Annotated in this window: 23 protein-coding genes; 15 read left to right on the plus strand and 8 right to left on the minus strand. The window is 43.8% G+C overall.

Features of this window, described 5'->3' with window-relative positions; genetic code table 11:
• Positions 1–47 precede the first annotated feature (47 nt).
• Complete coding sequence (locus MKY77_RS05830; protein ID WP_339149339.1) at positions 48–392, plus strand: YfhH family protein; 345 nt, start codon at positions 48–50, stop codon at positions 390–392.
• Between the two features lie 22 nt (positions 393–414).
• Here MKY77_RS05830 and MKY77_RS05835 read toward each other — a convergent pair whose 3' ends face one another.
• Complete coding sequence (locus MKY77_RS05835) at positions 415–585, minus strand: YpzG family protein (protein ID WP_010198993.1); 171 nt, start codon at positions 583–585, stop codon at positions 415–417.
• A gap of 38 nt (positions 586–623) precedes the next feature.
• Positions 624–788, minus strand: coding sequence for a small, acid-soluble spore protein K (locus MKY77_RS05840; RefSeq protein WP_010198995.1), 165 nt, complete (start codon positions 786–788; stop codon positions 624–626).
• A 148-nt stretch (positions 789–936) separates the two neighbouring features.
• On the opposite strand from MKY77_RS05840, the gene MKY77_RS05845 reads away from it, so the two are divergent.
• Positions 937–1,209 (plus strand): YfhJ family protein, encoded by a 273-nt coding sequence (locus MKY77_RS05845; protein ID WP_339149340.1) that lies wholly within the window; start codon positions 937–939, stop codon positions 1,207–1,209.
• A 33-nt stretch (positions 1,210–1,242) separates the two neighbouring features.
• Here the strand turns inward: MKY77_RS05845 and MKY77_RS05850 are convergent, their stop codons facing one another.
• A complete protein-coding gene (locus MKY77_RS05850; protein ID WP_339149341.1) occupies positions 1,243–2,229 on the minus strand; it encodes a metal-dependent hydrolase in 987 nt (328 codons plus the stop codon).
• Between the two features lie 223 nt (positions 2,230–2,452).
• On the opposite strand from MKY77_RS05850, the gene MKY77_RS05855 reads away from it, so the two are divergent.
• Together MKY77_RS05855 and mutY are read left to right on the plus strand one after the other, a co-directional pair.
• Positions 2,453–2,770: a hypothetical protein gene (locus MKY77_RS05855; RefSeq protein ID WP_339149342.1), complete on the plus strand. Its 318-nt coding sequence runs from the start codon at positions 2,453–2,455 to the stop codon at positions 2,768–2,770.
• A gap of 21 nt (positions 2,771–2,791) precedes the next feature.
• Entirely contained in the window at positions 2,792–3,898 is a 1,107-nt protein-coding gene (gene mutY, locus MKY77_RS05860; RefSeq protein ID WP_339149343.1) for an A/G-specific adenine glycosylase, read from the plus strand.
• A 101-nt stretch (positions 3,899–3,999) separates the two neighbouring features.
• Here the strand turns inward: mutY and MKY77_RS05865 are convergent, their stop codons facing one another.
• Positions 4,000–4,224: a hypothetical protein gene (locus MKY77_RS05865; protein ID WP_339149344.1), complete on the minus strand. Its 225-nt coding sequence runs from the start codon at positions 4,222–4,224 to the stop codon at positions 4,000–4,002.
• A gap of 110 nt (positions 4,225–4,334) precedes the next feature.
• On the opposite strand from MKY77_RS05865, the gene fabL reads away from it, so the two are divergent.
• The 5 genes from fabL to MKY77_RS05890 all read left to right on the plus strand — a co-directional run bounded on the left by fabL (position 4,335) and on the right by MKY77_RS05890 (position 8,635).
• Complete coding sequence (fabL, locus tag MKY77_RS05870) at positions 4,335–5,084, plus strand: enoyl-[acyl-carrier-protein] reductase FabL (protein ID WP_339149345.1); 750 nt, start codon at positions 4,335–4,337, stop codon at positions 5,082–5,084.
• A gap of 83 nt (positions 5,085–5,167) precedes the next feature.
• Positions 5,168–5,365 (plus strand): gamma-type small acid-soluble spore protein, encoded by a 198-nt coding sequence (locus MKY77_RS05875; RefSeq protein ID WP_339149346.1) that lies wholly within the window; start codon positions 5,168–5,170, stop codon positions 5,363–5,365.
• Between the two features lie 304 nt (positions 5,366–5,669).
• Entirely contained in the window at positions 5,670–5,921 is a 252-nt protein-coding gene (locus tag MKY77_RS05880; RefSeq protein ID WP_339149347.1) for a YgaB family protein, read from the plus strand.
• 170 nt (positions 5,922–6,091) lie between these two features.
• Positions 6,092–6,622 carry a DUF402 domain-containing protein gene (locus tag MKY77_RS05885; protein WP_339149348.1) on the plus strand — a complete coding sequence of 177 codons (531 nt, stop codon included), beginning with the start codon at positions 6,092–6,094 and terminating at the stop codon, positions 6,620–6,622.
• Between the two features lie 267 nt (positions 6,623–6,889).
• Positions 6,890–8,635, plus strand: coding sequence for an ABC transporter ATP-binding protein (locus MKY77_RS05890; RefSeq protein ID WP_339149349.1), 1,746 nt, complete (start codon positions 6,890–6,892; stop codon positions 8,633–8,635).
• Between the two features lie 309 nt (positions 8,636–8,944).
• On the opposite strand, the gene MKY77_RS05895 is transcribed toward MKY77_RS05890, so the two are convergent.
• The 3 genes from MKY77_RS05895 to MKY77_RS05905 form a co-directional block, all read right to left on the minus strand.
• Positions 8,945–10,042, minus strand: a complete 1,098-nt coding sequence (locus MKY77_RS05895; protein ID WP_339149350.1) for an aromatic acid exporter family protein — start codon at positions 10,040–10,042, stop codon at positions 8,945–8,947.
• A gap of 202 nt (positions 10,043–10,244) precedes the next feature.
• A complete protein-coding gene (locus MKY77_RS05900) occupies positions 10,245–14,714 on the minus strand; it encodes a glutamate synthase-related protein (RefSeq protein WP_339149351.1) in 4,470 nt (1,489 codons plus the stop codon).
• 355 nt (positions 14,715–15,069) lie between these two features.
• Positions 15,070–16,365 (minus strand): glutamate-1-semialdehyde 2,1-aminomutase, encoded by a 1,296-nt coding sequence (locus tag MKY77_RS05905; RefSeq protein WP_339149352.1) that lies wholly within the window; start codon positions 16,363–16,365, stop codon positions 15,070–15,072.
• A gap of 353 nt (positions 16,366–16,718) precedes the next feature.
• Here MKY77_RS05905 and MKY77_RS05910 point away from each other — a divergent pair, with 353 nt between their 5' ends.
• From MKY77_RS05910 to MKY77_RS05925, 4 genes are all read left to right on the plus strand, one after another.
• Entirely contained in the window at positions 16,719–17,771 is a 1,053-nt protein-coding gene (locus MKY77_RS05910; protein ID WP_339149353.1) for an ATP-binding cassette domain-containing protein, read from the plus strand.
• Positions 17,764–18,555: an ABC-2 family transporter protein gene (locus MKY77_RS05915; RefSeq protein ID WP_339149354.1), complete on the plus strand. Its 792-nt coding sequence runs from the start codon at positions 17,764–17,766 to the stop codon at positions 18,553–18,555. The genes MKY77_RS05910 and MKY77_RS05915 overlap by 8 nt, the downstream gene beginning before the upstream one ends.
• A 3-nt stretch (positions 18,556–18,558) precedes the next feature.
• A complete protein-coding gene (locus MKY77_RS05920) occupies positions 18,559–19,344 on the plus strand; it encodes an ABC-2 family transporter protein (protein WP_339149355.1) in 786 nt (261 codons plus the stop codon).
• A gap of 221 nt (positions 19,345–19,565) precedes the next feature.
• Positions 19,566–19,979 (plus strand): potassium channel family protein, encoded by a 414-nt coding sequence (locus MKY77_RS05925; protein WP_339149356.1) that lies wholly within the window; start codon positions 19,566–19,568, stop codon positions 19,977–19,979.
• A gap of 76 nt (positions 19,980–20,055) precedes the next feature.
• Here the strand turns inward: MKY77_RS05925 and MKY77_RS05930 are convergent, their stop codons facing one another.
• Positions 20,056–20,214, minus strand: coding sequence for a hypothetical protein (locus tag MKY77_RS05930; RefSeq protein ID WP_339149357.1), 159 nt, complete (start codon positions 20,212–20,214; stop codon positions 20,056–20,058).
• 135 nt (positions 20,215–20,349) lie between these two features.
• On the opposite strand from MKY77_RS05930, the gene bcp reads away from it, so the two are divergent.
• Both bcp and MKY77_RS05940 read left to right on the plus strand, forming a co-directional pair.
• A complete protein-coding gene (gene bcp, locus MKY77_RS05935; RefSeq protein ID WP_339149358.1) occupies positions 20,350–20,817 on the plus strand; it encodes a thioredoxin-dependent thiol peroxidase in 468 nt (155 codons plus the stop codon).
• A 421-nt stretch (positions 20,818–21,238) separates the two neighbouring features.
• Entirely contained in the window at positions 21,239–22,786 is a 1,548-nt protein-coding gene (locus MKY77_RS05940; RefSeq protein ID WP_339149359.1) for an AbgT family transporter, read from the plus strand.
• Positions 22,787–22,810: the final 24 nt, after the last annotated feature.

Genomic DNA, 22,810 nt, shown 5'->3' on the forward strand with positions numbered 1-22,810 from the left:
TAATCGTGCTATTCTTACTTTATATAGATTTTTTAGGGGGAACGCAAGTGGAACAGGAAAAGCGCTATAGCCAAATGACTTCATATGAGCTACATCAGGAAATCGCAACACTGAAAGAAAAGGCGCGCAAGGCCGAGCAACTTGGGATTGTAAATGAATTTGCCGTTTTAGAACGAAAGATTACAATGGCCAAAGCTTATATGTTGAATCCGGATGATTATAAGCCCGGAGCCGTCTATGAAATCGAGAGCGATCCCGGTGTTCATTTTAAAATAACGTATATGAATGGTGTTTTCGCATGGGGACACAGAATGAGCGGGGATACTGTGAATAAGGAAGAAGAAGGGTTACCGATTTCCATGTTATTGAAAGAAGAAAGCAAAGAGGCGTGAGGCCTCTTTGCTTTTCTCTTAGTTAAGATCTTTTTCTTGTTTGCACTTCTAAGATCTGGATATTTTGTGCCTGTTGCGTTTCACCGTTTACTTGGCGGAACGAGTGTTTTGAGTGAGCATTCGGCTGCGGAAATGGATGGTCATTTAACGTAAAAGGATTACTGCGTGATGGCTTGTGGTTTTGTTTTGCCATGATAACAACCTCCTATTAGTTAGCTGTAAGCGCAAAGTTTAGAATGTGTCTTCTTCTCTGGCACCAGAAGCTCTCATGCGCTCCTGTGGGTGAGTATTGATGGTACCATTTGCACGTTTAGAAGCATACTCGGACTTTGCACGACCTTCCCCTTCGAACTTATTGTCATTGGGGTTTGGAAAGTTTCTCGCCTTGTTCCTCATGCGACTCGCCTCCTCGGTAAAATAGGTGCCCTGACCGTCTTGCATAGGACGGAAATAAACACCTAACTTTAATATTGGATTTTAGGGATGATTATATGTAATGATAAGAAGAGTGAATTAAACCCAAAACCTAAAGAGGTGTAGAAAAATGGAGCAATATTTCGAACGTCTGGCCGATCGACTTCTAGAGAAGAATCCGGCATTAACATATGACAAAGCAAGAACTTGGGTGGAGCTTTTGTGGGAGGATTTTGAAAGTTCCTATGCCAAAGCTGGTTATGAATACAAGGGAAAGGAAATGACGGAAAGAATGGTGAGCCAGATTATCGAACGTCATGGAGACAGTCTTCATGAATTCTTTTCGAATAACCACAAATACAAGCATCTGCTTAATGCCGATGATAATCATATGACACACTAAAAAACCGCTCGCCTAAACTGAAGGCGGGCGGTTTTATTCTATCGTCGGAACCATATCGAGCTTAGTGCGAAGTTTTTCTTCACTGAAGATCCATCCGGTATAAGAGCTTATGATATTCAGATCATGATCTAGCTGGACAATTGCCACAAATGGATAATAATCCTTGCTGCGGTAACGCAGGTCGATGAACCGGACTTCATAATGGTCATCATATTCCTCCATTTCCCATCGATATACGGGAGAGAACGAAAGGAAGGCTGAAACATTGACGTCGAATTTTGCCGCTTCGATAATGGCATTCTCTGGCAACGGAACTTTATCAAAGGTGTCATGGATAAAGATTTGGTATTTCACTGCTCTTGCCACATAGAAATTCTCTTTGGTTGTAATGGCCAAATGCCACTGGTTCCAGTAAAGGGTCGGGGATATCAATGTCTTTTTTACATCAGGAATAATCTCCCTTACCTGTCGCAACACTTTTTGTTGCATTCGATATCGCAAAACATAGTAAGCGATCAGGATCCCGTAAATGGCCAGGAACGTAAAGCCGGGATGGAATCCAATTCCCCATAAAACAAGTCCCACAACATGAAAACCGAAAATGACAGGATCGAATGTGTTGATAATCCCTAGCGCAACCCACCTTTTTGTAAAAGGACGGAGCGCTTGTGTCCCATAAGCGTTGAAAATGTCGACAAAAACATGAAGGATTACGGCAATGAATGTCCAAATCCATAAGTAAAGAAAATTAGCTTCCGGTATGAAAAAATAAATGACCGGAGCTATCAAGAGCGGCCATAGGCACACTGCCGGTATGGAATGAGTGATTCCTCTATGATTTCGAATATAGGTCGCATTATTTTTCAATTTCAAAATTGTGTCCGTATCCGGAGCTTGTGAACCAATAAGAGCTCCGATCATGATGGCAGTTGCGGTTTCGGGGTTGCTCGCAACGTAAGGGTCAATGGTTGCCATGGAACCGAGAGCGATTCCCATCACAACGTGTGTGCCTGTATCCAATGGTCGGCCTCCTTTCGGTTTCTAGTATGACGTGCACTTTATACTTTTATAATTGACTGCTTTCGCATACTTTGCTGTTTTTTCGCATTTATTAACAAACGTTATATTCCTTACTGTCGTGCTCTTTTTCTGACTATATTGCCTACTTTATACTAGTGAGCAGCAATAATCTTTGAGAAAAGAGCTTTATAATTAGTCTGATGCAAAAGGGGTGTTTTCAAACATGATAACAAAACAGTTGCATATTTTCATTCAATATCCTATAAAGGAAACAGTGACACAACAATATGAAGCTACGATGGAACAGGTCTTGAAAGTGATGCACGGTATAGGAGCAAATGAATTCCAATGGTCAAAAGCAAGTGAAGAGAAAGGGGCTGCCTATTACAGAGAGTCCTTTCTGCTTCCTACAGAATCCCATTATTTTGCTATGAAAGCATTGCGCTGTTCTCCTGAGAATCATGTTTTTCACGAACTGTCTCAATATATAGATACAGAGGCCGGACCTGTGCAATATGTCGGCCTTAAAATTACGAGCTAACTTACTTTCTGGAGGTTTATTTTGAAAAAAGAAACGACCCAACATGAACGACTTGATGATTTTGATATATATGGCTTTCAGCACGATTTAATTACCTGGTTTGAAAGGGAGCAGCGCGATTTGCCCTGGAGAAAGGATCAGGACCCTTATAAAGTATGGGTTTCTGAGATCATGCTCCAACAGACGAAAGTGGATACAGTTATCCCTTATTTCAATTCCTTTATTGAGCAGTTCCCAAACATACAAAGTTTGGCGGAAGCGGAAGAGGACAGGGTGTTGAAGGCTTGGGAAGGACTCGGCTATTATTCCCGTGCACGGAATCTGCAGAGTGCGGTAAGGGAAGTTCACGAAAGCTATGACGGGGTTGTCCCGAATACGGCAAAAGTGATCTCCACATTAAAAGGTGTGGGGCCGTACACGACAGGAGCAATCTTAAGTATTGCCTATGGAGTCCCAGAGCCTGCTGTGGACGGCAATGTCATGAGGGTATTGTCAAGGATATTATTGATTGAGGACGATATCGCCAAACCGAAAACTCGTAAAGTGTTTGAGGAGGTCATCCGTGATTTAATTTCAAAAGATAATCCATCCTTTTTTAATCAGGGATTGATGGAGCTTGGTGCGATCGTTTGCACCCCAACCTCCCCATCCTGTCTTTTGTGCCCGGTGCGGGAGCATTGTCGTGCTTTTGCAGAAGGGGTCCAAACTCAGCTGCCTGTTAAGACGAAGAAAAAATCGACCAAGCAGGTAGCACTTGTTGCCGGAATCCTTGTTGACGAGGAAGGAAGATTTTTAATTCACCGCAGACCAAGTGAAGGTCTGTTGGCGAACCTTTGGGAATTCCCAAATTTTGTGAAGGTGGATGAACTGGGGACAGCCAAGCAACAGTTGCATCAATTAATGAAGACGGAATATGAAATGGAAGTATCAGTTGAAGAGTATTTATGTGATATCAAGCATGTTTTTTCCCATTTAGTGTGGGATGTAAATGTTTATATCGGTACATGGGGCGGGGAGCTTCCGCAGGGTAGTGGACTGATTGCCGTCACAATGGAGGAAATGAAGGAGTATGCGTTTCCTGTGTCTCATCAGAATATGTGGAAAGAATTTGTAAAACTGAGTAAGTAAGAAGGAGGATCGGCCTTGAGTGGTTGATCCTCCTTTGTAATTAGAAATGCAGAAGCTCAGTTGATCGAATTCTGAAACAGAGATCACCCATATTAAAAGGGTTAATCATAGCTGATTCGGGTTCCGTGCGTCCAATCGGCTTCATGGCGTTTAAACCCGCCGCGTGCCTCGATTTCCTGCACAATTTCTCTGTGGATACTTTGGCCTTCTACATTTAAATAAGGTACCATCTGTTGGAGAGAATGGTGAAAATACGCGAGCTCAGTGTCTTTCCATTCTTTTTTTGAATGCATGGACAATTCGGTCATGTCACGTCCGACATACATAACTTCAGCCTCCTTCATGGCAAAGTCTATGCCGTTATTGTTTGATGAATCAATAAGGCTTATACTGAAAGATATTATATATAGTTACCATACATAAAGGAGTAGAGATAATGACAAATAAAGTAGCATTAGTAACAGGAAGTAGCCGTGGTATTGGGAAGAAGATTGCGTTGGAACTGGCAAAAGAGGGCTATAACATAGTCATCAACTATAATCGCAGTAAGACGGCGGCACAAGAAACTGCTGCAGAAATCGAGGAGCTTGGTGTAAAGGCCTTGACGGTGAAGGCGAATGTAGGGCAGCCTGAAAAGATCAAAGAGATGTTTGTGAAAATCGATGAAGAGTTCGGTCGCCTTGATCTATTGGTAAGTAATGCGGCATCTGGCGTTTTGCGTCCTGTCATGGAACTTGAGGAATCTCATTGGGATTGGACAATGAACATCAACTCCAAGGCACTTCTGTTTTTGGCGCAGGAGGCTGCAAAACGAATGGAGAAGGTCGGCGGCGGAAAGATCGTTAGCATTAGCTCTTTAGGTTCAATCCGCTATTTGAAAAACTACACCACTGTAGGAGTTTCCAAGGCGGCCATCGAGGCATTAACACGTTATCTTGCAGTAGAGCTTGCCGATAAGAATATCGTCGTGAATGCAGTATCCGGCGGAGCGGTGGATACGGATGCATTGAAACATTTCCCTAATCGCGATGAGTTATTGGAAGATGCGAAGAACAACACGCCTGCTGGACGCATGGTGGAACCGGACGACCTAGTGAATTCGGTTATGTTCCTCTTGTCTGACCAAGCAAGTATGATTCGCGGGCAGACGATTATTGTGGACGGGGGAAGGTCTTTACTCGTCTAAAATATACAGAAAATAATTTTTTATTTTTTTGTCATAGTTTTCTTCCGAAATGGTTATCTTAAATTTCGTGGAGGTGATAAACAATGGCAAACAACAACCAACAAAACCAAGCTAAAACAGCTTCTGGTACAAACGTTCAACACGTGAAACAACAAAATGCTCAACAAAACCAACAACAATTCGGTGCTGAATTCGCGAGCGAAACTAATGCTCAAGAAGTGAGACAACAAAACGCTCAATCTGCAGCGCAAAAGAACCAACAAAACCAACAACAACAATAATAAAGCAATAAACAGAAGCACTCCTTATCAAACCGATGGGGAGTGCTTCTTCGTTGTGCAGGGGGAAATACCTTCTGGGGTCTGACCCCTTTTCGTTCGCCTAATTTCGACAAGTTACCCATTGGATCCATTAAGCTTCGAGGTGGATGGTGAATTTCCTTGTGGGGTCTGACCCCTTTTTTAAATTTTTTTGCTCGACAAAACTTCCCTTTGCTCAACATATGTTGTCAAAGGGTTTGGAGGGAGGGGGAAGAATGTTATGTAGTAGAGGGGAATGGTATCTGGTAAGGAGGAGATTCTTGTGGTGGATAGGTTTGATATGGCGGTGGCGGAGCAGTTGAAGACGATGGATCGGCTTTTGTTGCTTCAAGGGGAGATTGAACGGTGCCAGAAGTTGGAGGAGCAGATGCAACAACTGAAGGAAGAGGCGGAAAAGCTTCGGAAGCTGAAAGAAGATATTGCTAAAATGAAAGAGGAGTTGGCGGATATACAGTCGATTTTTGAAACACAGACGGAAGAGGCGATCCGTTCTTACCACATGCAAGGGACTGTGTAATAGGAATCATTTTAACAAGTAGATAGATGAAACAATAATGATGGAGCTATCTTCTTTTCATAAAGATGGCTCTTTTGTTTTAAAATCTCACGCGAACCGTTATAATAGTAGAAAATGGTTTGCTTTTAACTGAGAAGTGCGGGCATAAAATAGAAAGAAGGGGAAGAGGAATGGTTTGTCCCAAAGAAGGAGAAACAATACAAATACATAGCTACAAGCACAACGGTCATATCCACAGAGTCTGGGATGAAACAACGGTGCTTAAAGGGACGCAAAACCTTGTTATTGGTGGAAACGACAAAACCATTGTGACAGAATCGGACGGTAGAACCTGGATCACAAGGGAACCAGCTATATGTTATTTTCATGGAAAGCATTGGTTCAACATCATCGGCATGATCAGAGAAGATGGGGTGTATTACTATTGCAATATCAGCTCCCCATTTATCGCGGATGATGAAGCGTTGAAATACATAGATTATGACTTGGATATTAAGGTGTTTCCGGATATGACGTTCATTCTATTGGATGAGGATGAATATGAAAAACATCGTAAGGAGATGAACTATCCGGAAGTCATAGATAAGATTCTTAAGAGCAATGTCCAAACGTTGATCTCCTGGATCAGGCAACGGAAGGGTCCGTTTGCTCCTGACTTTATTGACTTATGGTACGAGCGTTACCTCACTTATAGAGGGTAATGTTTTGGCAAAAGGCAACTGGTAATTTGATATGCCAGGCCTTTTTTGTTTTATAGCTGTTGATTAGAGCACGGGGCGAAGACTACTGAGGGAGATAGCGGTAGCTTGAGACCCCTGAAGCGTTGTGAGGAGCTCAAGCACCGCCCCTAGGAAAGCGAAGCCCATGCGGAAATCAACAGCAGCGTTTATAAGAATACATACATGTTTCAAATTGAAAAGCGGAAGCTAAATAGAAAAGTTAGCAGTCATCATTTGGGAGGAAGTCAATTGGATAGTATAAAACGGTACATGCGATTTGTGAAACCGTATCGGTGGCAGATTGTCGGTACCATTCTTATTGGGATGCTGAAATTCGGATTGCCCTTATTAATTCCTTTATTACTGAAATACGTAGTGGATGATATTTTGCTGGTCGACGGTCGCTCAAGCGAGGAGAAAACGAATGAGTTGCTAATGATCATGGGCGCTATCTTCCTGACCTTCTTGCTGTTAAGACCACCAATTGAGTATTATAGACAATATTTCGCACAATGGACAGGCAGTAAAATTCTTTATGATTTGCGTGATAAGCTTTTTGATCATATTCAACGCCTTAGTTTGCGTTTTTATGCCAATAACCGGGCAGGGGAGGTCATTTCAAGGGTCATTCATGATGTGGAGCAGACGAAGCATTTTGTGATCACCGGTTTGATGAATTTTTGGTTAGACCTTGCCACCATCTTGATCGTAATCGTAATCATGTTCCAGGTGGATATCACTTTGACACTTGTATCGATCATGCTTTTTCCTTTCTACGGATTCTCCATCAAATACTTTTACAGCCGGCTGCGTCATCTGACAAGAGTGCGGTCACAAGCGCTTGCAGAAGTACAGGGGCATTTGCATGAGCGGGTGCAGGGGATGCCTGTCATCCAGAGCATGGCGATAGAGGGCTATGAGCAGGAGCAGTTCAAAAAACAGAATACAAACTTTTTACAAAAAGCATTGGCCCACACAAGTTGGAATGCCAAAACGTTTGCAGTCGTAAATACAATTACGGATATTGCGCCGCTGCTTGTAATTGGATACGCTGGATATCAAGTAATCAATCAAGGACTGACTGTCGGGGAAATGGTCATGTTTGTAGCGTATATTGACCGCCTATACAATCCGTTGCGGCGATTGATCAACTCTTCCACAACGTTGACGCAGTCCATTGCCTCTATGGACCGAGTATTTGAATTTGTGGATGAAAAATACGATATCACAAATAAGCCGAATGCCGTTGAATGTAAAACAGCTCGCGGGGAAGTCAGCTTTGAAAATGTCTCTTTTAAATATGAGAAAAATGAAGAATACGTACTGAAGAATTTATCTTTACAAGTACGCGAAGGGGAAACCATTGCGCTTGTGGGGATGAGTGGTGGCGGAAAGTCCACACTTGTCAGCTTGTTGCCACGATTCTATGATGTTACAGACGGTAAAATTAAGCTAGATGGCGTGGACATTCGGGATGTTACGGTACAGTCCTTGCGAAAGCAAATTGGGATTGTGCTTCAAGACAGCATTCTTTTCAGTGATACCGTTCGTGAAAATATCGCCCTTGGAAAACCGGATGCCACGATGGAAGAAATCATTGAAGCAGCCAAAGCTGCCAATGCGCACGAGTTTATTTCCGGACTGCCGGAGGGCTATGAAACGAAAGTAGGCGAACGCGGAGTGAAGCTTTCCGGAGGCCAGAAGCAACGCGTTGCCATTGCCCGTGTATTTTTGAAAAATCCACCGATCCTTGTCATGGATGAGGCAACATCTGCATTGGATCTGGAAAGTGAACACCTTATTCAGGAGTCGCTTGAACGCTTGGCGGCAAACAGGACAACTTTTGTCGTTGCCCATCGCCTGTCTACCATCACCCATGCGAGCAGGATTGTGCTGCTTGAGCACGGAGAGATAGTGGAAGTCGGATCTCATGAAGAGTTAATGAGGAAAAAAGGACAATATTATAATTTGTTTACGATACAAGAAATCAGTTAAGTTATGTGAGCCAATCTTTAGCGGAGCAATGTTTCTGTTCTGCTAGAGGTTGGTTTTTCTATATTCGAGGAGTTCTGGGGTGAGGGATTTCCAGCTTGTACCTAGATTCCTAGAGGTTCTACCATTTGGAGGCGACCTTCTACCACTTCCGAGTAATGTTCTACCGTTTAGAGCCCATCTTCTACATTTCCCAGATTACCTTCTACATTTCCCAAGCCACCTTCTACAATTAAGCAATTTTCCACAAACCAAACGAAAAAGCACCTCCCCGCTTTATACAAAAACAGCAGGAAAGTGCCTCTCCAAATCTTATGCTTCTTCATTTGCTCCAATTTCGAATTCATTATCATCCACATGATATTTCTGGAAGCTGTCAATTAACTTATCTAAATGCTCTAATTGGTCGCTATAATCAATGATTTTGGATACGAGTGGGAATAGGTGGTACCAGACCTCAGCATCACCTTCGTATTCACACAAGTTGTCTTTGTGCACCATAAACTCATCAATGAATTGTTGTTTGTTAAAGCGTTCTTCTTCATACATTTCGGAAGTATTATGCTGCTTTATTTTCCCAACGAATTTTAACAAAATCTGTTCGTGCAGGTTAACCAAGTGATCCAACTCAGCCTTAATGTAATGCTGATACTCTACTGGCATATGGTGCAGTTCGTTTTCCAGGCGGTGGAGCATTTTTAAAGTATACAATGCCCGGTTACTTGTAACTATCAGCTGCCTGAAAATAACCAGCTTGCGTGCTTTGGAACTTGATTTTTTCAGAGTAGGAAAGTATGTCCGTTCTTCCTTATAGAGTATGAATAGTTGCTCTAGCTTCAACACCCGTTGACGAAGCATCTCGATGTCCGTTTTCAAAAGGTGATGTTCTGTGCCGTGACGCATATTGATGCGGATCCACTTTAATATGTCTTCTGTCGTCAATTTCACTTTGTAATAAAGCCTGGTTTCGTATTTAGGCGGCAAAAAGATCAAGTTGACCAGAAACGCGCATAAAATACCAATCATGACAGTGGAGAAACGGACCAGGGCGAATTCGAAAAAGTTTTCGCCCGGGTTTTCCATGATCGCGATGACGGTCACAAGCGCCAGTGGTATGGTGTTTTCAATCTTTAGTTTCAGGTTGATTCCAATGACAAAGATGGCAGTCAGACCGATGATGAACGGGTCGTGTCCGAACAGTAAGGAAAAGATGATGGCTAAGATTGCCCCAATCAGGTTAGCCTGCACATGCTCGATGATAGATTGATACGATTTATAGATGGATGGTTGGATAGCAAAGATCGCTGCGATTCCTGCAAAGAAGGGCGTGGGGACATTGAGCCACTGTGCCACAAACAAAGCAAGGGTGATCGCGATACCGGTCTTGACTATACGGGCACCAAGTTTCATTTTAAAATAAGTCCTTTCTTGTCTTTCCGAATTTAATAGCCTATTATCTCGAAAGTTAAACACTTAATAGTATATGTCGGAAGCGTGGTTTTCATGTTATTCGATATTGTACTATACACGGTTTCCCTTGGGAGCGCAAGCGTTAAAATGACAGAAAAAAGCCCGCAAATCAAAGTTTGCGGGCTGGGTTGACTCATATATATTATTCTGTAGATACTGCTGGGTCTGCCTGTTCTTTGACAGGGTTGACCTGGAGGAAGAAGTCTGCCGGGTTATCAAGCATCTGCTTGATTTCCGCTGCTTCCTCCAATTGGTGTTGATCTAGCAGTGATTGATGATAGATGGAAAGTAACTCCACAACATCCTTTAAACCAGCTGCATTCAAAGGTTCGATATTTACTTTTGCACCTTTTGCGATACGGCGTTGAAGTGCTTCTTTCGTCAAGCCCATTTCCGGCTGATGACGGAGGTAGACGGCTCCTCCTGTCATTCCTGCGCAGATCCATGGACCAGGGTCACCAAGGACAAGGCCACGGCCATTTGTCATGTACTCAAACGCAAAGCCTTTGATATTGGCGTTGATTCCAAGGTTACCATGTTCAACAGCTGGGATAGGAGTGGTAACTTTCCCGCCGATGATCATGTCGGCACCGGATAGGCGGATACCTGCACGGGCGTCGGCGTTTCCTTGAACGACAAGCGCTCCTTTTTGTGCGCCGTAGCCAAAGCCTTTTCCGACAGAACCGTTATAGAACTTGCCGTCTTTTCCTTTATATTTGAAGACGAAGATGCTTCCGCCAAATGCGGTTTTCCCGATGCCATCCTGTGCGCCACCCTCAACTTTGATGTTGATACCGGTAGAGTTGTAAGCACCAAGTCCGTTACCAGGAATAGAGCCTTTGTTGTAGCGAAGTTCTACTTCAGGCAGCTCCAAGTAAGATCCGTCCAAGCGTCCGCGTACACGGTGGCAGGAAACGCGGCTACCAAGGACACGTTGTTCTGCTGTTATCGCATCGAATTGGCGGGACTCATGCAGTTCGTTTTCTTGGTAATCCAGATATTCTGCACCAGCAGCAACAAGGAGTTTTTCTTTTTCCATGCTCGCCGCCACTTCTTTTTGAGCAAGCTGTGGCACGTCAAGAGTATGAAGCAGGTTGGAAAGGTCAAGCGATTCCAAGCCACGCGTCTGCTCGAGAAGGTCGGAGCGACCGACGATTTCCTGAAGGTTCTCAAAGCCCAAGGAAGCGGTTAATGCTTTCAGTTCGTCCCCAAAAGCAGTGAACAGGTTCATCAAGCCTTGTACGGCAAGGTCGGATTGTCTAGGAACAAAACGACGGAGACCGTGATCTTTTGCTTGTGCTTCGGATTCGATCTGTGTTGCGATTCCAACGTGACATGTATCCAAGTGACAGCCGCGGCATGTTGTACAACCGATGGCGATCATGGAGAGAGTTCCGAATCCAATACGATTCGCCCCTAAAAGCATGACCTTCATGCAATCCAGTGCACTCTTGATTCCGCCGTCCGCCCAGATTTCCACTTTATTACGGAGGCCGGATTCAATCAACGCGTTATGCGCAGCTTTTACCCCAATCTCAACTGGTAGGCCTACATATTGAAGGGCATGGATTCTCGCTGCCCCTGTACCGCCATCAAACCCACTGATGGTAATGATGTCCGCACCAGCTTTTGCGATTCCGACTGCAATCGTTCCGATATTAGGAACTACCGGGACTTTTACGGCAACCTTTGCCTGATCGTTGGCTGTTTTCAGCTCGGCAATCATCTGTGCCAAGTCTTCGATGGAGTAGATATCATGGTTATTGGATGGAGAGATTAAATCCGATCCAATCGTTGCATTACGTGCTTCTGCGATTTTTGCTGTAACTTTAGACCCTGGTAAATGCCCGCCTTCACCAGGCTTTGCTCCTTGCCCAATTTTGATTTCTAATAAGTTGGAGGAGTTAAGCAGCTCTGCATTTACGCCAAAACGACCGGATGCAACTTGCTGCCCGCGCGTTTTTGGATATTTTCCAAGCATATCTTTGATTTCGCCACCCTCACCGTTCAGGCTGACCATGTTAAGCTTATCTGCTGCTTCGGCATATGCTCTAAATGCAATCTCGTTTTGAGAACCAAAGGACATGGAAGCGATAACGAATGGCAGGCTGTGGGCGCCTACTCCAATGTTGACTTTTTCTTTTGCGGTCTGCTTGGCAGAAGCCTTTAGGTCAGTCAAGTGACGAATGGTAATAGGGTTTTTCGTTTCTTGTTCATCCAGCTTTTCACGATAATCATCGTATGTTCCGTTCTTCGCCACATCCCCGATTGCTTTCCAGATACGAGGGAAGAGGTGGAACGACTTGCCTGCACGAGCCTTTTCATTTTCAAAGTCCACTGCACGTTCTGCAGCATCCTCTTTTAATTTTGTAAAATTAAAGCCAAGTTTATCAGAGCCAAGGAAATTGACGATCCCAAGCGCATCCTCGACTTCCTTATGAAGGCCGATTGCCGAGAACAAGCGACCGTATCCTCGTAACTCATGGATTCCAATCGTGGAAATGACTTTTTCCATTCCTTTAGTCAGTGCTCCAAAAAGGTTCACAACAGGTTTATTCGTCTCATCACTTACTGTACCGAATAGTAGGTATGGACTGATGGCATTTGCGCCAAGTCCCATTGCTACCATCACATCATGAAGGGAGCGGATGGCACCGGAACGAAGCAATAGTGCACATTTACGGCGATATTGATGTTGGACGAGCTCTTCATTAATGGCTGCCGTCACAAGATGCGGATCCAACCAAAGCTGGCCATCCTTATGTGCTTGGGCATCATCAATGATCAATAATGTTTTGCCGTCTTTTACAGCTTCCACCGCTTCGGCTTTTAAACGCTCCACAGCAGATGTGATATCTTCATCTGAACCACAGGTAGCATTTACGTAATAGGTCAGCCCTTGAGTTTGGAACTGATTTACCACTTGATCATAGGAAGGCTGCCCCAATTCTGCGACGCAATCCATGCCAACCTGGCCTTCTACTAATAATGGAGAAAGAAGTTCCATTGTGTATCCATTCGGTACTTTGTCTTCTTTTTGTAGGGCAGGGCGGGCACCAAGAACCGTTCTTGTGGAAAAGTGTTCTGTCTCACGGTCACGGTCAATTGCTGGATTCGTTACAACCGCTACGCTTTCTTTTATAAAATCAGCGATATTGTTGCGGCCTGGATTCATGGCAGCAAGCGGCACGTCATGACCAAGGGAACGAATTGGTTCTGCACCTTTTTCCGCCATCTGTTCGATCAACTGGATATGCTCACGGTCCCATCCGAATGCTGCGTAGTGCCCGTTATGCACTTTAGCAAGCGGAGCTGTCGATACATAAGCGTCAAGCTTCGGTGCATTCAGGCGTTCAGCGAATCCTTTCACAGCGAACTTCTCGTTCATACGCTGATAGACTTCTTCTTGATAAGCATGATAGTCATATACTTTAATCGTATCGCCATCCCATTTCATCCCAACTTTTTCACCGGGGGAGAAAGGCTTCGGCTCTGCTGTGTATTCGGTTGTCGGAATAATTCCAGGCTCTGATGAAAAATAAAACGATGTTTCCGTCTGAAGCATCCAAACTGGACGCAAGCCAAGTGCATCCAGGCTGAATACCGCTTCGTCTTTATTGCGGGAAATGATGCCAGCAGGACCTTGAGCGAAATGCCCCCATGTTTCACGTACATAGGTGTAGAGGTCCTGTAAATGAGCTGGATAGCTCTTAATTTCATTGACAATCGGCGGGAAGACGATATCAAGTGCTTCAAATAGTGTGAAGCCGTCGCGTGAAATCAATGTGTCGATCGTTCTGTTTAAGTCCTGTGAATCACTTCCGCCATTTGTCAGTGGCACGCCAATCATCGTTGCCTCGTCACGAAGTTTGGCGATCGTATTGATCTCCCCGTTATGACCTAGGACACTAAATGGTTGCACACGAAAAAAGTTAGATAGTGTATTGGTAGAATAGCGGTTATGTCCAAGTGTCATCGTGGACGCAACAAGCGGGTTAGCCAGATCATGATAGAATTTCGGCAAAATATCGCCAGCACCCATCACTTTATAGACAGCATGGTAGTTGGATAAGGACGCGACATGTACGTCGTCATTTTTTTCAATTTCAATGGCAGCATCGAACAGTTGCGCTTGTGTGCATTCTTCTTTTTCTGAAATAAGGGCAATCTGCCAAAACACCGGGTCTTGAATAATCGCAATTGGCCCCAATGCTTCCGAAGATGTAACTGTGTCAGAAGAAAAAACTAGTTTAAGAGATTCTTTTTCTAAAATACTTGTTATCTCTTTTTTCACTTGATCCACATCAACGTGATGATTGATGAAGAAGTGGCCGACTACGAAATCTTCACGGTCTACAACAGAAGCGTCTTGATCGAGTTTCTCTAATTTTTCCTTCCATAGTGCACGGGGGATGTCGATATGAATACCTACACCATCTCCTTCACCGTTAATGAAACCGGCACGGTGATTCATTTTGACTAATGCATCTATACAGTCGTCGATATTTTTCTTTGTTGGGATTTTTTTCTTTTCAATAGCGGATACAATACCACATGCATCATGTTCTGCGTTGTGAAAATCTTTAAATGTACTTGGACTCCAATTTTTCATATGGATTGGCTGTTAACTAGGGATATTAGAGGGGACCCTAACTAGCCATTCACCTCCTGTGGTTTGATAGTTAATAAGAAAAACGTGTGCAGTTAAATTGTAGTAGCTTAGCGCTCTGCGTGAGGTTTGCCATACGGTTTTCTTATAAATAGGTAAAAAGTGAGGAAAAATAAATAAGGGAATTTTCAGACTTTAAATTATATACTAACATTTCAAACATTAAAAATCAATTTTTTATGCAAAAAAGTGAAGAGGTCATACAAGTAGGGGGATAGAAAAAGTGTTTATTTGTAAGCGTTTACAAGGTAGTAATTAGAAAAAGACAGCGTATTTGTGTACACGCTGTCTTGTATATTTATGCATTCGCTAATTCCTTGAATGCGTGCTCAACTGCATCTAGTGTCACTCTGACATCTTCTTCGGTATGTTCGGTTGTCACAAACCATGCTTCGTATTTTGATGGTGCAAGGTTGATACCTTGGTTAAGCATCAGTTTGAAGAATTTAGCAAACTGCTCGCCATCTGTATTTTCCGCCTGTTCATAGTTGACTACCGTTTCATCCGTGAAATAGATGGTAAGTGCTCCTTTGAGGCGGTTGATGGTAATGGTGACTCCGTACTTTTCTGCTCTTTCACGAATACCTTCTTCTAATAGCTTGCCAATATGATCAAGGTGTTCGTATACTCCTTCTTTTTGGAGAACTTCCAAGCATGCGATTCCTGACAAAATGGATGCCGGGTTACCCGCCATGGTTCCTGCCTGATATGCAGGGCCAAGTGGTGCAACTTTCTCCATAATTTCCGCTCGTCCGCCATAGGCACCAATCGGAAGTCCGCCGCCGATGATTTTACCAAGCGCTGTCAAATCCGGTGTGATTCCAAGCATGTCCTGCGCACCGCCATACATAAAACGGAAGGCTGTAATAACCTCATCATAGATGACCAATGCGCCAGCTTCATGACTGATATCGTTCACGGCTTGAAGGAAGCCAGGTATTGGTTCCACTATTCCAAAGTTACCGACGATTGGCTCCACAAGTACGCCAGCGATCTGGTCGCCCCATTTTTCCATGGCTTCACGGAAAGGCTCGATGTCGTTGAAAGGCACCGTGATGACTTCATTGGCAATGCTCTTTGGTACCCCCGCTGAATCAGGTGTGCCAAGTGTAGCTGGACCAGAACCTGCTGCAACAAGAACAAGATCCGAATGTCCGTGATAGCAGCCGGCAAACTTGATGATTTTGTCCCGACCTGTATAAGCACGCGCCACGCGGATGGTCGTCATTACCGCCTCGGTACCCGAGTTGACGAAACGTACTTTGTCCATTCCTGGCATCGCCTCTTTTAGCATCTTCGCAAATTTCACTTCATGGGGGGTTGGTGTACCGTAAAGGACCCCGGTTTGCGCAGCTTTTGTAATGGCTTCAGTAATATGGGGGTGGGCATGACCGGTGATGATTGGACCATATGCTGCCAAGTAGTCAATGTATTTATTGCCGTCCACATCCCAGAAATATGCTCCTTCCGCCCGTTCCATTACTACCGGCGCACCGCCGCCAACTGCTTTATAGGAACGTGACGGGCTGTTCACACCACCGACGATATGTTGCAGAGCTTCTTCGTGTATTTGACCAGATTTTGTAAAGTTCATTTCTGATTGTATCCTCCTCTTGATTTGGGTAAATCAAATGATATGTTATTTTATCATGAATGCTGTGGTGATGTAATGGAAAACAGACTTCCCGAAGCTTCCCGTTTGAGTGTTCCACCTCCTTTGTAATAAACTAGTCCCTATGAGCTTTTTTGAATTTGATGAACGCCGCTGTTGATTTCCGCAAATGGCTTCGCTTATCCAGAGGGCGACCTTGAGCCTCCTCGGCAAGCCTGCGGGGTCTCAACATTCTCACTACTCCCCCGCTGGAGTCTTCGTCTTTTGCTCCAATCAACAGCTAAAAACGATTTACAATCTTAGAAACCCTTATTAATAGAAAGGAAGAAATATAGATGCATAACGTCATAGAAGTAGAATCACTCCGCAAAGAGTTTAAAGCATATTCTAGTCGTTCTGGTTTGAAGGGAGCGTTCCGCGACCTTTTTACGAGAAACTATAAAATAGTTCCTGCGGTACACGATGTTTCTTTTACCATCAAGCAAGGTGAAATGGTAGGGTATATCGGAGAGAATGGGGCTGGAAAGTCAACCACCATTAAAATGCTGACGGGAATTCTGACCCCGACGTCAGGGACAGTTCGTGTCAACGGGATGAACCCCCATAAAGAGAGGGAGGAGTTTGTGCGTTCCATTGGTGTCGTGTTCGGTCAGCGTTCCCAGCTTTGGTGGGACATCGCCGTTCAGGAATCCTTCCGCCTACTTAAAAAGGTATATAAGGTGTCTGATGAAGATTATGACGAGCATATGGATCATGTCATCAAAACGCTTGATATCGGTCACCTCCTGGATAAGCCAGTCCGTAAGCTTTCCTTGGGCCAACGCATGCGTTGCGAACTGGCGGCGGCGCTCATTCACAATCCGCCACTTCTATTCCTGGATGAACCGACAATTGGTCTGGATGTTTTGGTGAAGCTAAGAATCAGGCAATTCCTAAAGGAAATAAACGAAAAATATAAAACGACCATCCTCCTGACGACACATGACATGGCGGACATTGAAGCACTATGTGAGAGGGTTGTCATGCTTGATGAGGGGAAGATCATCTATGATGGGTCGCTTCAAAAGCTGCGCAACAATTGGGGAGAAGGAAAGCAAATCAGGTTTCATTTTGCTCAGAACGTATCGGAAGAACAGCTCGTTCAACTGACTCCGGATATCGAAGTCCTATGGAAAAATGAAGGGAAAGAATCTATCTGGAGCGCTGTCGTTTCTAAAGAGGAAGAGGAAATATCTGAGTTGATTGGAAGAGTAGTTGGTCAGTTCTCCATCACAGACCTTAACATCCAGGAAATCTCCACCGAGGAAATCATCCGCAATATCTATGACAAGGGGATGGCTGCCACATCACCACAACCTAAAAAGCAACCGGTGTTGACCCATGGATAAATATATTGAAATGATACGGATACGCTTCCTTATGATGCTTGCGTATCGAACCAATTATTACTCAGGTATTCTCATTTATAGCATCAATATCGGAGCCTACTACTTCCTGTGGCAGGCGATCTATAGCGGAAAAGAAGAAATCCAAGGCATCTCCACCATCCAGATGACAACCTATGTTGCGGTCGCATGGATGGCTCGTGCGTTTTATTTTAACAATATCGACCGTGAAATCGCGCAGGAAATTAAAGAGGGGAAAGTTGCCGTCGAGTTGATCAGGCCTTATAACTACCTTGGCATGAAGACGATGCAAGGACTTGGGGAAGGAATCTTCCGTTTGGCATTCTTTTCGGTTCCGGGGATGGTCATTGTGGCACTTGTCTTTCCGTTGGAATTCTCCGCAAACTTTGCTACATGGGGACTTTTCGGTATATCCATCATCTTCAGCTTTATCGTGAACACGCAGATCAACCTGCTGACAGGGATTATGACGTTCTTTCTATTTAATAATGACGGGCTTATCCGTGCCAAACGTGTAGTCATTGATCTGTTTTCCGGATTGCTGTTGCCAATTAGCTTTTACCCGTTATGGGCACAAGACGTCATGAGCTTTCTGCCATTCCAGGCGATCAGTTATATCCCAAGCATGATTTTTACAGAGGGTATTACAGGTAATGCGGTATTTCAAGCATTGTTGCTGCAGGTAGTCTGGGTATTTATTTTGATCATTCCGATTCAGTTGCTGTGGAATTTGGCAAAAAAACAACTAGTCGTGCAAGGAGGGTGAGGAATGTTTTATCTTTCGATGTTTTTTCAATACATTGGCCAATATATGAAAACGCGGTTCCAATACAGGGCTGACCTGGTCGTGGAAATCCTCTCCGACTTGCTGTTCCAGGCGGTGAACTTGGTGTTTATCCTGGTTGTCTTCGGCCATACGCAGTTTTTGAACGGATGGAGCAGGGAAGAAATCATCTTCATCTATGGTTTCTTTTTGGTGCCATATGCCCTGTTTTCCGCTTTCTTTAATATATGGGATTTCAATGAACGGTATATTGTGAAAGGGGAGATGGACCGCATCTTGACACGGCCGATCCATAGTTTGTTTCAAGTGGTGCTTGAGCGGATGGAGCTTGAGTCATTATTTGGGGTGGTGACTGGTGTGGCCATCATGATTTATGCCGGAAGTATTCTTGATCTCACATTCGCTTGGTATGATTATATCCTTTTAGCTGTATTTGTTTTAGGTGGAGCCCTTGTTTATGCAGGAATATTCGTTCTCCTTGCAAGTATCGGATTTTGGTCGGATGCCAGAACATCGATTATGCCGATGATGTACAATATTGGGAACTATGGAAGATATCCTGTTGACATTTACAACAGTGTCATCCGCTTTGTATTAACCTGGATACTCCCATTTGCATTTGTGGGTGTTTATCCATCTGCCTATTTTCTAGGTAGGACGGAATGGTATGGATACGCCTTTTTGACTCCTTTCATTGGAGTGGCCTTCTTTGTTCTGGCCGTATTCGTCTGGAATGTTGGTGTTACCAAATATAGAGGTGCGGGGAATTAACCGATAAAATCGAGTGGATTGGAGCAGAAGTCACCCGTTTCCGGAGGGAGGTAGCGTTAGGTGGAGCCCCCTGAACTGTTGTGAGGGGGCTCAAGCAACCCGCAGAATGCGAGTGACTGCAGCAAAAAGGAACGGTCAAACTTTATAGCCATAAAAAAGCATACCTATTCAACACTAGCGTATATTGTACTAATGGCATGTCCGCGCATTGGAGGAGTAGGATGCTTTATTTACTTGTCGTCATCTTGATATTTATTGCAATCTTTATCAGTTTTTCACATGTATTCTCATCAGAAAGCAGAAGCATTCCCTATGTCTCAAAAGAAACACTTTTGCTGTTACTTCTGATTTATTCTACACTTTTGCTATCATTTGGACTTTTATATACGGTCTTGCATTTGGAAGGTCACCCTGTTCTCATGGAAAGAGGCGAAATAATCAGTGGAAGTTATTTTTCCATCTTTTTTCGCTCGGTCTATTTTAGTGCCATCACCATTTTGACTGTTGGATATGGAGATATTACCCCGATAGGGATCGGCAGGGCCATTGCGATGACTGAAGCGTTGATCGGCTTTGTCATGCCCGCAGCCTTTGTGGTCCGGGTTGTCCTGCACATGGACGGGCGCGAAAGATAATCTTTATTAAGCTGATAAAGTCCAATTGTCGACTTTTGGCTAGTGGCTGGCAACTACCTTTGTGAAAAGACCCTATTTAATTCCCCTCGTTTAGAAAGCGGTTCGATAACTCTGATACTGGTTCCTGACAGTTGGCGTCAGCGTTTAAGGGGGTCTTTATGGACTTCTGGTTAACGCTGATTTCTTTATTGTGTTCTGTTACTGCGCCTTCATGAAGTACATCTTCTTTCTCCATTTTATTTTCCTCCTTTTTTAATTTCTAATTAGTTTAGTTCATTTGAGAAAGTATATGTATGATACCGCGATTCTTGATAAATCTTCCTTCATTCGGTAGGCTTAAGGAAAGTGAATACATAAGGAGGAGTTTGTAATGACAATTGAAGTTGGCAAAAAGGCACCCGATTTTTCTTTGCTTTCCAATACAGGGGAAACAGTGACACTTTCCAGTTTTCGTGGCAAGAATGTCGTTCTTTACTTTTACCCCAAGGATATGACGCCTGGATGTACGACACAGGCCTGCGATTTCCGGGATATGCATGAAGACTTTTCGAATCTCGATACGGTTATTCTTGGAGTAAGTCCTGATCCGCAATCCAGACATGAAAAGTTTATTGAAAAGCATGGATTGCCGTTCCTTCTCTTAGTGGATGAAAACCATGAAGTAGCCGAGCTATATGATGTATGGAAATTAAAGAAGAACTTCGGTAAAGAGTATATGGGAATAGAACGTTCCACATTCCTTATTGATAAAGAAGGAGAAATGGTGAAGGAGTGGAGAAAAGTGAAGGTGAAAGGTCATGTGGAAGAGGCCTTAACCTTTGTAAAAGAAAATCTCTGAATAGCCCTAGCCCATTTCATCAGAAAATAAGTCAAATGTCTAACTCCAAAAGAGGCTCCCTTGAGTACTTTATAGTGTAGGGCATACCTCCTCAAAAGTTGACGTGATTAGAGTGTAAGCATAAAAGCTTACACTCCTTTTTTGTTTGGTTAACTGGAGAATATAATCTGCGTCAACTCCTGTTGGTTTTCCATAAAAGTGATAGGAAATCTCCTTTTCTGGGAAAAGTAAGGGAAGGTGATCGTGGAACAAGGGCATTAGTGAGGTAAAGGATACATAGTATTAACATTATTTTTAAAATTGGTTATTTTGCGCATATTACCAGAACCCTTCCATATGTAGAACTTTTTTATTATACTGATAAAGGATTTTTACCTATTATTTTTTGAAAATTTAATAGATTAAGAAAGGGGATTTCCTAATGGAAGCAACTCAAAAGAAACGCGGCTTCGTTATGCGTGCTCTAGACAGTATCGAGCGTGTAGGAAACAAGCTGCCACATCCGGTAACTCTATTCGCAATTTTCGCGTTATTGGTTATTGTCGCTTCTGGAATTTTTTCCAGCATGGGCGTTCAGGTAGACGATCCTTTAAACGAAGGGGAAGTACTGCAAGTTAAAAACCTATTCAGTTCAGAGGGGATTGCTTATATCTTCCAAAGTGCCGTCACCAACTTTACAAACTTCGCTCCGCTTGGAACGGTTCTTGTAACGATGATTGGTATCGGTATCGCTGAAAGATCCGGCCTTATCAGTGCAGCACTACGCGGAATGGTAACCTCCGTACCGAAGCAACTAATGACAGCAGCACTTGTATTTGGTGGTATCATGTCCTCCATGGCTGCTGACGCTGGTTACGTAGTATTGACACCTTTAGGTGCAGTACTTTTCGCAGGTCTCGGAAGACATCCGCTTGCAGGTCTTGCTGCAGCATTCGCCGGAGTATCTGCAGGGTTCAGTGCGAACTTATTGCTTACTTCATTAGATCCACTACTTGGATCATTGACACAGGAAGCTGCTGCAACTGTTAACCCAGAATATGCTGCGGGTATGAACTACATGATGAACTACTACTTCATGTTCGCCTCTGTCTTCGTACTTACAATCGTTGGTACGTTCGTAACGGACAAGCTTGTCGAACCACGTCTTGGTGAGTACAAAGGTGCTTATAAAGGTGATGTGGATTATCTAAAGCCTGAAGAGAGAAAAGGTCTATGGGCAGCATTATTTGCATTTATCGCAACGATTGCCATATTGGCTCTGCTAGTCGTTCCTTCATGGGGACCACTGCGTGGAGATGGGACATTCTTGGAAGCGCCGTTCTTCCACACGCTTGTACCGGTCATTCTGATTATGTTCTTCATTCCGGGACTTGTTTATGGAATGGTCACAAAATCAATCAAAAATGACAAAGATGTGGCAAACCAGATGTCCGACACAATGGCGACAATGGGAGCTTACATTGTCCTTGCATTTGTTGCAGGTCAATTTGTCGCATATTTCAATGAAACGAAACTGGGACTTGTTCTTGCTGTAAATGGTGCAGAACTGATCCAAGGGATCGGCTTCGACAGCTCCAACCGTTTCATGAGTATATTATTAATCCTTACATTTATTGTAGTAGCTGGGTTTATCAACCTGTTCATCGGAAGTGCGTCTGCTAAATGGGCAATCATGGCGCCGGTATTCGTCCCAATGATGATGGGTCTTGGTTATTCACCAGAGCTTACTCAATTGGCTTACCGTCTTGCAGATTCCACAACAAATGTAATTTCACCATTGATGCCGTACTTCGCAATTGTTATCGCTTTTGCACAAAAGTATGATAAAAAAGTGGGTATCGGTACGTTGATCTCCACGATGATTCCATACTCTGTGTTCTTCTCCATCGTATGGGTGATCATGCTGATTGTTTGGATCCTTACTGGACTTCCGCTTGGGCCGAACGCACCGATTGATTATGTTGGATAAATAAATGAAGGCACCTGCTTGTCC

The sequence above is a fragment of the Sutcliffiella sp. FSL R7-0096 genome (assembly GCF_038595065.1).
Classification (GTDB): domain Bacteria; phylum Bacillota; class Bacilli; order Bacillales; family Bacillaceae_I; genus Sutcliffiella_A.

Bases quoted from the DNA above. Each gene is read 5' to 3' on its own strand.
- MKY77_RS05835 (WP_010198993.1), bottom strand. From the start codon at position 585: ATGGCAAAACAAAACCACAAGCCATCACGCAGTAATCCTTTTACGTTA.
- MKY77_RS05840 (WP_010198995.1), bottom strand. From the start codon at position 788: ATGAGGAACAAGGCGAGAAACTTTCCAAACCCCAATGACAATAAGTTC.
- MKY77_RS05845 (WP_339149340.1), top strand. From the start codon at position 937: ATGGAGCAATATTTCGAACGTCTGGCCGATCGACTTCTAGAGAAGAAT.
- MKY77_RS05855 (WP_339149342.1), top strand. From the start codon at position 2,453: ATGATAACAAAACAGTTGCATATTTTCATTCAATATCCTATAAAGGAA.
- MKY77_RS05865 (WP_339149344.1), bottom strand. From the start codon at position 4,224: ATGTATGTCGGACGTGACATGACCGAATTGTCCATGCATTCAAAAAAA.
- fabL (WP_339149345.1), top strand. From the start codon at position 4,335: ATGACAAATAAAGTAGCATTAGTAACAGGAAGTAGCCGTGGTATTGGG.
- MKY77_RS05875 (WP_339149346.1), top strand. From the start codon at position 5,168: ATGGCAAACAACAACCAACAAAACCAAGCTAAAACAGCTTCTGGTACA.
- MKY77_RS05885 (WP_339149348.1), top strand. From the start codon at position 6,092: ATGGTTTGTCCCAAAGAAGGAGAAACAATACAAATACATAGCTACAAG.
- MKY77_RS05895 (WP_339149350.1), bottom strand. From the start codon at position 10,042: ATGAAACTTGGTGCCCGTATAGTCAAGACCGGTATCGCGATCACCCTT.
- MKY77_RS05900 (WP_339149351.1), bottom strand. From the start codon at position 14,714: ATGAAAAATTGGAGTCCAAGTACATTTAAAGATTTTCACAACGCAGAA.
- MKY77_RS05905 (WP_339149352.1), bottom strand. From the start codon at position 16,365: ATGAACTTTACAAAATCTGGTCAAATACACGAAGAAGCTCTGCAACAT.
- MKY77_RS05910 (WP_339149353.1), top strand. From the start codon at position 16,719: ATGCATAACGTCATAGAAGTAGAATCACTCCGCAAAGAGTTTAAAGCA.
- MKY77_RS05915 (WP_339149354.1), top strand. From the start codon at position 17,764: ATGGATAAATATATTGAAATGATACGGATACGCTTCCTTATGATGCTT.
- MKY77_RS05920 (WP_339149355.1), top strand. From the start codon at position 18,559: ATGTTTTATCTTTCGATGTTTTTTCAATACATTGGCCAATATATGAAA.
- MKY77_RS05925 (WP_339149356.1), top strand. From the start codon at position 19,566: ATGCTTTATTTACTTGTCGTCATCTTGATATTTATTGCAATCTTTATC.
- MKY77_RS05930 (WP_339149357.1), bottom strand. From the start codon at position 20,214: ATGGAGAAAGAAGATGTACTTCATGAAGGCGCAGTAACAGAACACAAT.
- bcp (WP_339149358.1), top strand. From the start codon at position 20,350: ATGACAATTGAAGTTGGCAAAAAGGCACCCGATTTTTCTTTGCTTTCC.
- MKY77_RS05940 (WP_339149359.1), top strand. From the start codon at position 21,239: ATGGAAGCAACTCAAAAGAAACGCGGCTTCGTTATGCGTGCTCTAGAC.